Source organism: Nocardioides sp. Leaf307 (genome assembly GCF_001423135.1).
Taxonomy (GTDB): domain Bacteria; phylum Actinomycetota; class Actinomycetes; order Propionibacteriales; family Nocardioidaceae; genus Nocardioides; species Nocardioides kribbensis.
This window is the reverse complement of sequence record NZ_LMNY01000001.1, coordinates 1086877-1100342: the sequence shown is the minus strand read 5'-3', so window position 1 is coordinate 1100342 and position 13466 is coordinate 1086877. Positions and strand designations below refer to the sequence as shown.

Below are 13466 nucleotides of genomic sequence, written 5' to 3'. Positions count from 1 at the left end.
CTCAGTCCCGTTCTCAGGCGTTCGCCAGCTCGGCGGCCTTGTCGGCCGCGCCGTCCATCGTCTCCACGAGCGTCACCAGCGGGTGGTTCTTCTCCTGGAGGATGCGGCGACCCTCCTCGACGTTGTTGCCGTCGAGGCGGACGACCAGCGGCTTGGTGGCCTCGTCGCCGAGGATGTCGAGGGCGCCCACGATGCCGTTGGCCACGGCGTCGCAGGAGGTGATGCCGCCGAAGACGTTGACGAAGACGCTCTTGACCTGCTCGTCGTTGAGGATCACGTCGAGGCCGTCGGCCATGACCTGCGCCGAGGCGCCGCCGCCGATGTCGAGGAAGTTGGCCGGCTTGACGCCGCCGTGCTTCTCGCCGGCGTAGGCGACCACGTCGAGGGTCGACATGACCAGGCCCGCGCCGTTGCCGATGATGCCCACGGCACCGTCGAGCTTGACGTAGTTGAGGCCCTTCTCCTTGGCCTTGGCCTCGAGCGGGTCGGCCGCGGCCTTGTCCTCGAAGTCGGCGTGCTCGGCGTGGCGGAACTCGGCGTTCTCGTCGAGGGAGACCTTGCCGTCGAGCGCCTCGAGCCGGTCGCCGGCCAGGCGGGCCAGCGGGTTGACCTCGACGAGGGTGGCGTCCTCCTCGACGAACACCTTCCACAGCGCGAGCACGGTCTGCACGGCCTGGTCGGTGAGCGCCTCGGGGAAGGCCGCCTCGGCGACGATCGCGCGGGCCTTGGCCTCGTCGACACCGGTGCCCGGGTCGATGGCGATCTGCTTGACGGCGTCGGGGTTGGTCTTCGCGACCTCCTCGATCTCGACACCGCCCTCGACGCTGGCGATGCAGAGGTACTGACGGTTGGCGCGGTCGAGCAGGAAGGAGAAGTAGTACTCCTCCTCGATGCTGGCCGCGGGGGCGATGAGCACCCGGTTGACCGTCAGGCCCTTGATCTCCATGCCGAGGATGGCCTGGGCGTGCTGCTCGGCCTCGTCGGGGGTCTTCGCCAGCTTGACGCCGCCGGCCTTGCCGCGGCCACCCGCCTTCACCTGCGCCTTGACCACGCAGACGCCGAGCTTCTCGGCGGCCTCGCGGGCCTCGGCGGGGGTGTTGGCGACGATGCCGGGAGTCCCCGGGACGCCGTGCTTGGCGAAGAGCTCCTTCGCCTGGTACTCCATCAGGTCCACTGATCCACCAGTTCTCTAGTGTGCTGCGCTGTGAGGGCGCCTTGGTTGAGTCGTTGGACGAGCCTGGGCGAGCCTGGGCCCGACGACCGTCCGCTCCCGCGTGAGCACGGGCGGAGGCCTCCGGCACCTTAGTCCCGTCGCGGGCCGCGGCACGAGGGCGCGGGGGCGCGACGTGACCGAGGTCATGCGGTGACGGGCCGCCGTCGTCCACATTTGTCACGGCGCCGAGTTCCGCCTGCTGCACCGGGTCCGTTACAGTCTTGGCTCGTTCGCCCCCGACCACCTGAAAGGGTGGGCCGACCGCCAGGTCCGGCGCCCCCCACCACCGTCGATCACGGGAGTCACTGCTTCATGGGTCATCACCGAGTCGCACCCACCGGCACCAGCCGCAGCGATCTCGGGACCCCTGACACCCCGGCGGACACCCCGGCTGTCACCCCGGCTGTCACCCCGGCCTACCGCGGCCGTCGCGTGGCGACCGTGCCCGTCGACTCCGCCGCGACGACCGCCGCACCGGCGGCGCCCTACGTCGGCCGCCGCGTGGCCCGACCGGCCCCGGTCGTCACCGTCGAGCCGGTCACCGCGTCCGCCGGGCGCCTCGACACCGGCCCGGGTCTCGACGCCGGCACGGTGGACCGGATCCTCGCCGACCTCGAGCCGGTCGACCACACCACCTCCTTCGCCTCCGACCCGACCGAGCTGCTGCCGCTGACGCCGGCGCGCCCGGGTCTGTCGCACCCCGAGACCGCCGAGCTCCGCACCGCGGGCAGGCGCAAGGCCGTCAAGCACGCCGGCGACCGCGGCGCGCTCCTGCGCCGGATGCCCTCGGTGCCGGTGCTCGTGGGGATCGCGGCGCTCGCGGTCTCCGTGGGCGGCGCGGTCACCGCCACCGACACCGACCTGGCCGCCCAGGAGGCAGCGCCCGTCGGCCCCAGCAGCGCCCTCACCGGCTCCAGCGGCGGTGGCGTCGTGGGCCTCGACCGCGAGGAGCGCATCTCGCGCGACTCCAGCCGCGACGCGCTGGGCGACCTCGCCGACGAGCGGCTCGTCGAGGCCGCCGAGGCCCAGGCCGCGGAGCGCAACACCGAGCTGCGCACCCTCGCCAACGCCGCCGAGGTGCAGTCGAAGAAGATCGAGGCCAACCAGTGGGTCCTGCCGCTCAGCGGCTACCGCCTCACCGCGCGCTACGGCGAGTACGGCCTGTGGGCGACGTACCACACCGGCCTCGACTTCGCCGCCCCCACCGGCACGCCTCTCGTGGCCATCGCCAACGGCACGATCACCTCGACCGGCTACGACGGCGCCTACGGCAACAAGACCGTCCTCACCCTCGAGGACGGCACCGAGCTGTGGTTCTGCCACCAGACCTCGATCGACGTCTCCCCCGGCGAGACCGTCACCGCGGGCCAGCAGATCGGCACCGTCGGCTCGACCGGCAACGTGACCGGCCCCCACCTCCACCTCGAGGTCCGCCCCGGCGGCGGCGACCCGGTCGACCCCTACGAGGCGCTCTCGGTCAACGGCGTCACGCCGTAGCACCGCCAGGGCCGGGCTCCGCCCCGCCCTTCTCGTGCCCGCCCCAGGACCCGGCCGCCGGCCTCGGCCTCGGCCTCAGAGCTTCTGCACGGGCGCGTAGCGCAGCAGCAGCCGCTTGACGCCCTGCGAGCCGAAGTCGATCGAGGCCACCGACTTGTCGGCCACGCCCTCGACCGCCACCACGGAGCCGAGGCCGAAGGAGTCGTGCTGCACCCGGTCGCCCGGCTCCAGCGACGGCACCTCGCGCGCCGGCCGCGACTTGGCGGCGGCGTCGGCGCGCAGCGCGGCGGAGGAGAAGTTGCGGCGACCGGCCGCGGTCGGCGAGCCCAGGCCGCCGCCGTAGGAGCCGCCCAGGTCGGGGCGCGACCACTGGGTCTGCGCGGCCTCGGTGCGGCGCCAGTCGACGAGGTCGACCGGCATCTCGTCGAGGAAGCGCGACGCCGGGTTGTGCGACGGCGCCCCCCAGGCCGAGCGGACCACGGCGCGCGAGAGGTAGAGGCGCTCGCGGGCGCGGGTGACGCCCACGTAGGCCAGGCGTCGCTCCTCCTCCAGCTCCGGCTGGTCGCCGAGGGCCCGCGAGTGCGGGAAGACGCCGTCCTCGAGCCCGGTGAGGAACACCACCGGGAACTCCAGCCCCTTCGCCGTGTGGAGGGTCATCAGGGTCACCACGCCGGTGTCGTCGGGGTCGTCGGGGTCGGTGTCGGGGATCTGGTCGGAGTCGGCCACGAGCGCGACGCGCTCCAGGAAGTCGCGCAGACCGGGCGCGACCTGCCCGGCGTCGACGTCGGCCGGGTCGGCCGAGGGCCCCGCGACGGGGTCGTCGCTGAACTCGCGCGCCACCGCGACGAGCTCGGCGAGGTTCTCCGCGCGCGTGGCGTCCTGCGGGTCGTCGGAGTCCTCCAGGGCGGCGACGTAACCCGAGCGGGCCAGCACGGTCTCGAGCACGACGTCGGCGCGCTCGCCTCCGTCGACCATCGACTGCAGCTCCTCGATCATGGCCACGAAGCCGCGGATGCTGCCCAGCGAGCGGGTCGCGAGCCCGGGCGCCTCCTCGGCGCGTCGCAGCGCCTCCCAGAAGGTCGTGCGGTCGCGCTCGGCGAGCGCGTTGACGCACGCCACCGCCCGGTCGCCGATGCCGCGCTTGGGGGTGTTGAGGATCCGGCGCAGCGAGACCTGGTCGTCGGGGTTCGCCAGCAGCCGCAGGTAGGCCAGGGCGTCGCGCACCTCGCGGCGCTCGTAGAACCGCACACCGCCGACCACCTTGTAGGGCTGGCCGGTGCGGATGAACACCTCCTCGAAGACCCGCGACTGGGCGTTGGTGCGGTAGAAGATCGCGACGTCGGAGGCCCGCGCGCCCTGGTCGACGAGGGTGTCGATCTCGGAGGAGACGAAGCGGGCCTCGTCGCGCTCGTCGTCGGCGACGTAGCCCACGATCCGCTCGCCGTCGCCGGCGTCGGACCACAGCCGCTTGGGCTTGCGGCCCTTGTTGTGGCCGATGACGGCGTTGGCGGTGGTGAGGATGGTCTGAGTGGAGCGGTAGTTCTGCTCCAGCAGGATCGAGGTGGCGTCGGGGAAGTCCTCCTCGAAGTCCAGGATGTTGCGGATGTTGGCGCCGCGGAAGGCGTAGATCGACTGGTCGGCGTCGCCGACGACCATCAGCTCGGCCGGCTCGACGCGCTCGGCGGGCTCCACGGTCGAGGTCGGGTCGGCGAGCGAGGCGTCCTCGAGCTGCTCGGCGCACAGCTGGTGGACCAGGGCGTACTGCGCGTGGTTGGTGTCCTGGTACTCGTCGACGAGCACGTGGCGGAAGCGGCGCCGGTAGGTCTCGCGGACCTCCGGGAAGCGCTGGAGGAGGTGCACCGTCGACATGATGAGGTCGTCGAAGTCGAGGGCGTTGGCCTCGCGCAGGCGGCGCTCGTAGAGGGTGTAGGCGGCGGCGTAGGTCTGCTCGAGGTTGTTGGTGGCCAGGGCCGTGGCCGCCTCGGCGTCGCGCAGCTCGTTCTTGTGGTCCGACACCCAGTGCAGCAGGGCGCCGGGCTGGTAGCGCTTGGGGTCGAGCTCGAGGTCGGCGACCACCAGCGACATCAGCCGCTTCTGGTCGGCGGCGTCGTAGATCGAGAAGCTCGACTTCAGGCCGAGCTTGTCGACCTCTTTGCGCAGGATGCGCACGCAGGCGGAGTGGAAGGTCGAGACCCACATGATCCGGGCGCGCTTGCCGACCAGCTCCTCGACGCGCTCCTTCATCTCGGCCGCGGCCTTGTTGGTGAAGGTGATGGCCAGGATCGAGCCGGGGTGCGCACGGCGCTCCTGGATCAGCCAGGCGATGCGGCGGGTGAGCACGCGGGTCTTGCCCGACCCGGCGCCGGCGACGACCAGCAACGGCGCGCCCTCGTGCACGACGGCCGCGCGCTGGGGCTCGTTGAGCCCCTCGAGCAGCTCCTCGCGCGTGGGGCCGCGCCGGGTGGTGCGGGGCTCCTCGGGAGCGACGGACTCGAGACCAGGGAGGGGGAACGGGATGCTCATGCTGCCCTCCACCCTACGGCCGCGGTCGGCGTGGTCGGGCAGCGCCGACGCCGCGGTCGGCTCAGTAGGAGCCGTGGGCGGGCGACCAGAAGACCGCGACCGCGATGGTGAGCACCGTGAGCCCCAGCAGCGCCGCCCACAGACCCTGGGCGATGCGCTCCTTGCGCAGGTTGGCCATCACCAGGCCCAGGATGACCAGGCCCACCACCAGCTTGACCCCGATCTTGGCGTGGTCGACGTCGGTGTCGCCGGCCTCGAGCACGCCGACCAGCGCGATCCCGGCCAGGACGGCCGTGCCGGCGCCGTCGCGCATCAGCTCGTTGACCCGCTTGTGCGGCTCGCGGGCCTGCGCGAGCAGGCCGCCGAGGAGGGCCGCGAAACCGAGGATGTGCACGAACAGCAGGACCAGCCGCAGGATCTCCATGCCGCGCAGCCTACGGTCGCGGCGCGCGGGGCCGCGGCACAGGGCGCACGACCAGCACGGGGCAGGGCGCGGAGTGCTGGACCCGCTGGGCGGTGCTGCCGAGCAGCACGGTGCGGCTCAGCCCGCGACCGCCCGCGGCGACGACCACGAGGCCGGCTCCCAGCGCCGAGGCGGCCTTGGTGATCTCCTGGGCCGGCGAGCCGCTGCGGATGCTGGTGCGGACCGTGGGGCCCCAGCCGTCGAGCTCCGCCGCCACGACGCGCACGGCGCTCTCGGCGGCCGCCCGGAACGACGAGGACTCCCCCTCGGCCCGCGTGCGGTCGGCGGGGGCCAGGTCGTCGGCGAAGGCCACCGCGGCGAGCGGACGCACCACCGCCAGCACCGTGACGTCGGTGATCCTGGCCGGGTCGGCGAAGGAGCGCAGGTGGCGCGCGGCGTCGAGCGACTGCTGCGAGCCGTCGGTGGCGACGATGACGTGCACGGGGGCCTCCTCGGGCGTCCGGTGGTGCTGGGGGCTGGTGGGGGGCGGGCCTCAGGTGCGGGGCTCGACGGTGGACTCGCCCCGGGCGCGGCCGTGCGGCCGGTCGCGGCGACCGACCAGGCGCTCCACGACGTAGAGCACCAGGCCGACGGCCAGCAGCCCGCCGCACCACAGCAGCGACGTGGGGTCGTCCCACACGACGTAGGCCAGCAGGACCAGGTTGCCGACGATCCCGACGGCGAGCAGCGCGGTGGGGGCGGTGTAGGTGTCGTCGGCCTCGTCGTGGCCGCGCAGCCTGAGCGCGGAGAGGATGACCAGGCCGTAGATGAAGAGGGTGAAGACCACCGTGACGGTGGCCAGCCGCGCCACCACGTCGACGCCGACGCCGGCGCGGTTGAGCAGGGCGCCGACGACCAGCAGGGAGTAGACCACGACGGCCGCGAAGCTCAGCGCGACCCAGGGGCTGCGGCGGCTGGAGTGGATGCGGGCGAAGACGCCCGGCACGACGTCCTCGCGCGCCATGCCGTAGAGGATGCGCGACTGCGTGACCACCGAGACCAGGGTGGTGTTGGTGATCGCGACCATGGCGATCACGGCGAAGACCACGCTGAGCAGCCCCACGGGCAGGGGCAGCACGCCGGCCTCGACCACCTCCAGCAGGGCGGCGTCGGAGGAGGCCAGGTCGGCCACCGGCACGACCAGGGCCGCGGTCACGGCGACCAGCACGTAGATCACGCCGGCGACGACCATGCCGCCGACGAGGGCCCGCGGGAAGGTGCGGGCCGGGTCGATGGTCTCCTCGGCGACGTTGGCGGCGTTCTCGAAGCCCGTCATCGCGAAGAAGGCGAGCGCGACGCCGGCCACGATCGCCAGCACGGGGTTGCCGTCGGCCCGGAACTCGGTGAGCGTGCCGAAGTCGGCGTCGCCCTGCGCGACGTAGACGACACCGATGACCATGACGATGACCAGACCGGCGATCTCGACGACGGTCATCACCATGTTGGCCACGACCGACTCGGTGATGCCGATGTAGTTGACGACCGCCAGCACGAGGATGAAGACCAGCGCCACCAGCAGGCCCGGGGGCAGCTCCCACACCTCGGCGAAGTAGGCGGAGAAGCCGGTGGCCAGCGACCCGGCCGCGGCGAAGGTGGCCGAGAGCATCGAGATCGTGACGAGGAAGGTCAGCGCAGGGCTGCGGAAGGCCTTGTTGACGTAGAGCGCGGCGCCGGCGGCCTGGGGGTACTTCGTCACCAGCTCGGCGTAGGCCAGCCCGGTGATCGTCGCGACCGACACCCCGACGGCGAAGGCGATCCAGAAGGCGCCCCCGACCGCACCCGCGACGGCGCCGATGAGCACGTAGATGCCGGAGCCGAGCACGTCGCCGAGGACGTAGAAGAACAGCAGCCTCCCGGTGATCGACCGGGTGAGGTCCCCGTCGTCGGGGAGCGCGGTCGTGGTGGCTGCGGAGGAGTCGGCCATCGGCCCACCGAAGCCGCCCCGGGAGCTCAGGGTCAAGCCCGCGGCGGCGCTCTCACCCCGCCGGGTGACCGCCGGGGCGGGCCGGGTGCCTCAGGCCGGCACGCGTACGCCGACCGGCGCCAGCCAGGCCTCGCGGGCCGCCACCGCCGCGTCGGGCTGGTCGGTGATCAGCCCGTCGACGCCGAGCTCGAGCAGCAGCTCCACGAAGCCGCCGAGGTCGCCGTGCGCCGCGGGGCGCTCCCCGGCCTCCTCGCCCCGGCGGAAGGGGGCCGGCAGGAAGTGGTTCTCGGCCCGCAGCGTCCACACGTGGACGGTCAGCCACTCGCGGTGGGCGTCGGCCAACAGGGTGGAGGGGCGCATGCCGCGACCGCCGGGCGCCTCGGCGGCCACCAGCGAGTGGTGGGCGCCGATGCCGTCGGCGTAGCGCTCCACCACGGCCAGGCCCGCGGGGCTGGCCAGGTCCCCGAAGGTGCGGGGGTCGCCGGCCGCGGCGAGGTCGGCGGGGCGTCGGTCGCGCCGGTCGAGCAGCTGCACCAGGGGCACCCGCACCTGGCCGGCCAGGCGCTGGAGGATCGTGGGCTCGAAGGACATCACCGTCACCCGCGAGCGCGGCGTGTCGACGCCGTGGCGCCGCAGCGTGGCGACCAGCGCGGTGTCGAGCGGCAGCCCGCGCGAGGCGAACCAGGCGGCGTCCTTGAGCTCGATCATGACCCCGATCGAGCGGCCCCGGGCGGACGACTCCGCGGCCACCATCTCCAGCACGTCGTCGAGCGTCGCCACCGGGAGCCGGCCGTCGTGGGCGGCGCTGGCCGGGCGCAACCCGGGCATCCGCTCGACCACCCGCAGCGTGCGCAGCTCCGAGAGCGGGAGGTCCTCGGCGAACCAGCCCGTCACCTCCTCGCCGTCGACCACCCGCGTGCTGCGGCGGTGGGCCAGCCCGGGGCGCGCGGCGATGTCGGTGGTGCGGGCCAGGTCGCTCTCGTGGCGCACCACGAGCACGCCGTCGGCGCTCACGACCAGGTCGAGCTCGATGTCGTCGGCGCCCATCGCGATCGCGGCGCGGTAGGCCTCGAGCGTGTGCTCGGGCCAGGTGCCGCTGGCGCCGCGGTGGCCCACGACGGCGGGGGTCACGGCCAGGGTGCGGGGACGACGGACGGGCAGGGACACGGTGGTCACGACCTCGACGGTGCGTGGCACCTCCGTCCGCGCGGTGACCCCGAGGTGAACGACGCGTGAGGGGCGGTGGGCAGGATGGGGCCGTGGACCTCTCCCCCGTCGGCACCCTGTCGCCCTCGCCCGCCCTCGACCACCCCGACCTGCTCGCCGCGCCGGTGGCCCGCGCCCTGGCCTCGCTGCCGGGCGCGGAGCGTGTCGGCGTGGTCGCCATCGACCCCGACCTGGCCGACACCGCGGCCCTGAGCGAGGCCCACCAGGTGCCGCTGGAGGCCAGCGCCAACTGCGTCCTGGTGGCCGGGCGCCGCGACGGGGAGGAGCGGGTCGCCGCCTGCGTGGTGCGCGCCGACACCCGCGCCGACGTCAACGGCCTGGTCAAGCGCACCCTCGACGTGCGCAAGGCGTCGTTCTTGCCCATGGAGCGCGCGGTGGCCGAGTCGGGCATGGAGCACGGCGGGATCACGCCGATCGGCCTGCCGGCCGGCTGGCGGCTGCTGGTCGACGCGCGGGTGCTGGACGTCGAGGTGGCCGTCGTCGGCTCCGGCGTACGCCGCTCCAAGGTGCTGCTGCCGGGTCGCCTGCTGGCCGACCTGCCCGGGGCCGAGGTGGTGGAGGGCCTGGCCGGCTGACGGGCTAGAAGCCGGTGACCTTGATGCTGGAGTGGATCTTGTAGCGCCGGTTGATCGAGATCAGCACGGCGGTGAGCGGCTCGACCTGGCGGGCCAGGCGCAGCTTGCCGGCGTCGATGCCGGGCCGCCCGGTGACGCTGGCGCACAGCGCCATGACGGTCTCCTTGGCCTCCTTGACGTCGCCGACCACCAGGACGTCCTCGTGGGCCAGCACGTCGTCGTCGCCCCACAGCGAGACCGCCGAGACGTTGTGAAAGGCGCCCACCACGGTGGCCGAATCCCCCACGATGCGCTGGGCCGACTCCGCGGCCGACCCCTCGCCGCCGTCGATGACCAGGCCGTGCGCGCCGCGCTTGTCGAAGGCCAGCGGGTTCACGCAGGAGATCACCGTCGTGCCGGCCAGCGGGAGGGTGGCGACCAGCTCGTCGTGGCCGTCCCACGGCACGGCGAGCAGCACGAGGTCGGCGCCCGCGCAGGCGTCGGCGTTGGTGGCGCCCGTGACCGTCCCGGCGCCCTCGACGCCGACGAGCCGGTCGGCCACCTCGGCGGCGACCGCCTCGGCCTTGTCGGCGGCGCGCGAGCCCAACACGACGTCGTGGCCGCCGCGCGCGAAGCGGTAGCCGAGCCCCTTGCCCTGCGGCCCCGTGCCGCCGACCACGGCGATGCGGTGGCGGACCGTACCGGCGCCCGGGTCGGCGTCGTGGTCGGTGGCGGTCTCGGACGTGGCGGCGGGCTGGCTGGTCACGCGAGCGAGTGTGCCAGTGGCAGCGAGGACGCCGTACTCGTCATCAGGTTTTGGTACCGTCGGCCCCTCAACCGCGCAGGAGCTCAGGGGTGGCGAGTCGATACCGCAGCGATGTCCAGGGCCTGCGCGCCGTCGCCGTGCTCGTCGTCATCGCTGCGCACGCCGGTGTCCCCTTCCTGCCCGGCGGCTTCGTCGGGGTCGACGTCTTCTTCGTCGTCTCCGGCTTCCTGATCTCGGGGCTGCTCTTCCGCGAGATGCGCCGGGGCGAGAAGGTCTCGCTGACCGCCTTCTGGTCGCGCCGGGCCCGGCGGATCCTGCCCGCCGCCACGCTGGTCACGGCGCTCACCGTGCTGGCCTCGGTGGCGTGGATGAGTCTCATCGACGCGCGCGAGGTCGTGGTCGACGCCGTCTGGGCCACCCTCTTCGCCGCCAACGTCCGCTTCGCCGACCAGGGTGACTACTTCTTCGCCCAGGACGGTCCCCCGTCGCCGATGCAGCACTACTGGTCCCTGGCGGTCGAGGAGCAGTTCTACGTCGTCTGGCCGGTGCTGCTCGTGGTCTGCGCCCTCGCGGTGCGCCTGGTCACCCGCTCCGACGAGCGCCGGCTGCCCGAGCGCACCCTGGCCGTCGTGCTGGTCGCGCTGACCGCGGCCAGCTTCGCCTGGTCGGTGGCGGGCACGGCCGGTGACTCCGGCAGCGCCTACTACTCCACCCTCGGGCGGGCCTGGGAGCTCGGCGCCGGCGCGCTGGCCGCGCTCGCCGCGCCCCGCCTGCGCAAGCGGATGCCGGCCCTGGCCGTGCCGCTGCTCGGTGCCGGTGGCCTGCTCGCGGTGGGGCTGGCCTGCGTCCTCTACTCCTCGGCCACGGCCTTCCCGGGGTGGGCCGCGCTCCTGCCGGTGCTCGGCACGGTGGCGCTGCTGCTCGCCGGCATCCGGCCCGGCCCCCGCCACGACCCGGTCCGGGCCCTGCTGACCTGGCGCCCGGTGCGGGTCCTGGGTGACTGGTCCTACTCCCTCTACCTGTGGCACTGGCCCGCGCTGATCCTCGCCGAGGAGTGGGCGCTGCGCCCCCTGACCGGCGTGGAGCGCGCGCTGGTGCTGCTGGTGGTGCTGAGCCTGGCCGCGCTGACCTTCCGCTTCGTCGAGACGCCCTTCCGGCAGGGACTGCCCCCGCGGCTGCTCGTGGCCCCCCGTCCACTGCTGCTCTACCCGCTGAGCCTGGCCGTGGTCGCCGCGTCCTGCGTCGGCGGGTGGCAGTGGATCGAGGCCCGCACGGGCCAGGGCGACGTGCCCGCGATCGCGGTGGCCGACCCCGCGGGCGCCGACAGCACCGTCGCGCTCGTGCGGGCCTCGGTCAACGCCGCGCGCGACCGGATGGCGGTGCCCAGCGAGCTCGACCCCAACCTGCTGACCCTGCGTGACAGCGTGGCCGACGTCGGCGCGTGCGACTACGAGGAGGACGTGCAGGAGCTCTGCCTGCGCGGCGACCCCGACGGGGAGCGCACCGTGGTGGTCACCGGCGACTCCCACGCCCGCGCCTGGATCCCGGCCGTGGAGCGGATCGCGGTGGAGAACGACTGGAGGGCCTACTACCTGGTCAAGCCGCAGTGCCCCGCCGCCCACGTGCCGGTGGCGCCGCTCAACGAGCGCCGGGTCTTCACCGAGTGCACCGGCTTCCAGGACTGGGTGGTCGACCAGGTCGAGGCCCTGCAGCCCGACCTCACGATCGTGTCGTCCTCGCCCCCGGTCAACGGGGTGTGGATCGACGGCGAGCTCGCGGCCACGATCGAGCGGGTCGCCCCGGTGCTCGAGGAGGGCTACGACGAGCTCTTCGACGAGCTGCACGCCGCCTCCGAGCGGGTGCTGCTGATCAAGGACGTGCCCAAGTCGGGCATCGACCCCGGCGAGTGCCTCACCACCGGCACCCCCAGCCTCGGCGACTGCATGTTCCAGCCCGTCGAGCGCGCCGAGATCCTCGGCGACGTCGCGGTGAAGTCGGCGCTGCTGGCCGACGCCGAGGTCGTCGACCCGACCCCGTGGCTGTGCTACCAGGGCGAGTGCCCGGTGGTCATCGGCGGCACGCTGTCCTACCGCGACACCGACCACCTGACCACGGAGTATTCCGAGCTGCTGGCCGGCTCCCTGGGCCGCGCCACCGGCATGACCGACTGAGCACCGCCGCACCGATGGTGACAGCACCGCTGTCACGGTAGGGTCGCGAGCGTCGCCGCCGGGACCGGCCCGGCCCCAGGCCCAGGAGACCCATGAAGCTGTCGATGCCCCTCGTCTACTCCGGCAACCCGCGCGAGGCCGCCGACCAGGTCGTCGCGCTCGAGAAGGCCGGCCTCGACATGGTCTGGGTCGCGGAGCCCTACGGCTTCGACGCCCCCACGCTGATGGGCTACCTCGCCGCCAAGACCGAGACCATCGAGATCGGCGCCGGCATCCTCAACGTCTACTCCCGCACCCCGGGGGCGATGCTGCAGACCGCGGCGGGTCTCGACAACGTCTCCGGCGGCCGCGCGGTCATCGGCCTGGGCGCCTCGGGACCGCAGGTCATCGAGGGCTTCCACGGCCTGCCCTACGACAAGCCGCTCGGCCGCACCCGCGAGATGGTCGAGATCCTGCGCCTGGGGCTGCGCCGCGAGCCCCTCGTGCACGACGGCAAGGTCTTCACGCTGCCCCTGCCCGCCGACCAGGGCCTCGGGCTCGGCAAGCCGCTCAAGCTGCTGACCCGTCCCGAGCGCCCGGTCGTGCCGCTGTGGGTGGCAGCGCTCGGCCACGCCAACGTGCGGATGACCGCCGAGATCGCCGACGGCTGGCTCCCCTTCCTCTTCCACCCCGAGAAGGCCCAGGAGGTCTGGGGCGAGCCGCTGGCGCAGGGGCGCGCCAAGCGCTCCGCCGACCTGGCGCCCCTCGAGGTCAGCGCCGGTGGCCTGGTGGCGATCGGCGAGGACGTCGAGGGGATGCTCGACCTCATGCGCCCCACCTACGCGCTCTACGTCGGCGGCATGGGCGCCAAGGGCAAGAACTTCTACAACGAGCTGGCGCGCCAGTACGGCTACGAGCAGGAGGCCGAGCAGATCCAGGAGCTCTACCTCCAGGGCAAGAAGAAGGAGGCCGAGGCGCTGGTGCCGCTGGAGTGGCTGCGCGCGGGCAACCTGGTCGGCCCCGAGTCCTACGTCAAGGAGCGCATCGCCGCCTTCCGCGAGGCCGGCGTCACCAACCTCTCGGTCACCCCCGCCTCCGCCGACCCGGCCGCCACGATCGCCCAGGTCAAGGAGTGGGTGTCCTGAGCGG

At 73.5% G+C, this 13466-nt stretch carries 11 protein-coding genes; 4 read left to right on the top strand and 7 right to left on the bottom strand.

Annotation, left to right across the window (positions count from 1 at the left end):
- Window positions 1-13 precede the first annotated feature (13 nt).
- Complete coding sequence (gene sucC / locus ASF50_RS05065) at window positions 14-1174, bottom strand: ADP-forming succinate--CoA ligase subunit beta (protein WP_056863841.1); 1161 nt, start codon at window positions 1172-1174, stop codon at window positions 14-16.
- 480 nt (window positions 1175-1654) lie between these two features.
- Here sucC and ASF50_RS19405 point away from each other — a divergent pair, with 480 nt between their 5' ends.
- Complete coding sequence (locus ASF50_RS19405; RefSeq protein WP_200920035.1) at window positions 1655-2710, top strand: M23 family metallopeptidase; 1056 nt, start codon at window positions 1655-1657, stop codon at window positions 2708-2710.
- Between the two features lie 75 nt (window positions 2711-2785).
- Here ASF50_RS19405 and pcrA read toward each other — a convergent pair whose 3' ends face one another.
- From pcrA to ASF50_RS05035, 5 genes are all read right to left on the bottom strand, one after another.
- Window positions 2786-5233 carry a DNA helicase PcrA gene (gene pcrA / locus ASF50_RS05055; protein WP_056863839.1) on the bottom strand — a complete coding sequence of 816 codons (2448 nt, stop codon included), beginning with the start codon at window positions 5231-5233 and terminating at the stop codon, window positions 2786-2788.
- Window positions 5234-5294: 61 nt separating this feature from the next.
- Complete coding sequence (locus ASF50_RS05050) at window positions 5295-5657, bottom strand: hypothetical protein (RefSeq protein WP_056903673.1); 363 nt, start codon at window positions 5655-5657, stop codon at window positions 5295-5297.
- 10 nt (window positions 5658-5667) lie between these two features.
- The gene (locus tag ASF50_RS05045; RefSeq protein ID WP_056903672.1) at window positions 5668-6138 is read right to left on the bottom strand and encodes a universal stress protein; all 471 of its coding nucleotides are present in this window, start codon (window positions 6136-6138) and stop codon (window positions 5668-5670) included.
- A gap of 51 nt (window positions 6139-6189) precedes the next feature.
- The gene (locus ASF50_RS05040; protein ID WP_056903671.1) at window positions 6190-7620 is read right to left on the bottom strand and encodes an APC family permease; all 1431 of its coding nucleotides are present in this window, start codon (window positions 7618-7620) and stop codon (window positions 6190-6192) included.
- A gap of 90 nt (window positions 7621-7710) precedes the next feature.
- On the bottom strand, window positions 7711-8796 hold the full coding sequence (locus ASF50_RS05035; protein ID WP_162242364.1) for a glycerophosphodiester phosphodiesterase family protein: 1086 nt from the start codon (window positions 8794-8796) through the stop codon (window positions 7711-7713).
- A gap of 83 nt (window positions 8797-8879) precedes the next feature.
- On the opposite strand from ASF50_RS05035, the gene ASF50_RS05030 reads away from it, so the two are divergent.
- Window positions 8880-9422, top strand: coding sequence for a YbaK/EbsC family protein (locus ASF50_RS05030; RefSeq protein WP_056863834.1), 543 nt, complete (start codon window positions 8880-8882; stop codon window positions 9420-9422).
- A gap of 4 nt (window positions 9423-9426) precedes the next feature.
- On the opposite strand, the gene npdG is transcribed toward ASF50_RS05030, so the two are convergent.
- Window positions 9427-10167, bottom strand: coding sequence for an NADPH-dependent F420 reductase (npdG, locus tag ASF50_RS05025; protein WP_082500187.1), 741 nt, complete (start codon window positions 10165-10167; stop codon window positions 9427-9429).
- A gap of 89 nt (window positions 10168-10256) precedes the next feature.
- On the opposite strand from npdG, the gene ASF50_RS05020 reads away from it, so the two are divergent.
- Window positions 10257-12338 (top strand): acyltransferase family protein, encoded by a 2082-nt coding sequence (locus ASF50_RS05020; protein WP_056903669.1) that lies wholly within the window; start codon window positions 10257-10259, stop codon window positions 12336-12338.
- A 92-nt stretch (window positions 12339-12430) separates the two neighbouring features.
- Complete coding sequence (locus tag ASF50_RS05015; RefSeq protein WP_056903668.1) at window positions 12431-13462, top strand: LLM class F420-dependent oxidoreductase; 1032 nt, start codon at window positions 12431-12433, stop codon at window positions 13460-13462.
- Window positions 13463-13466: the final 4 nt, after the last annotated feature.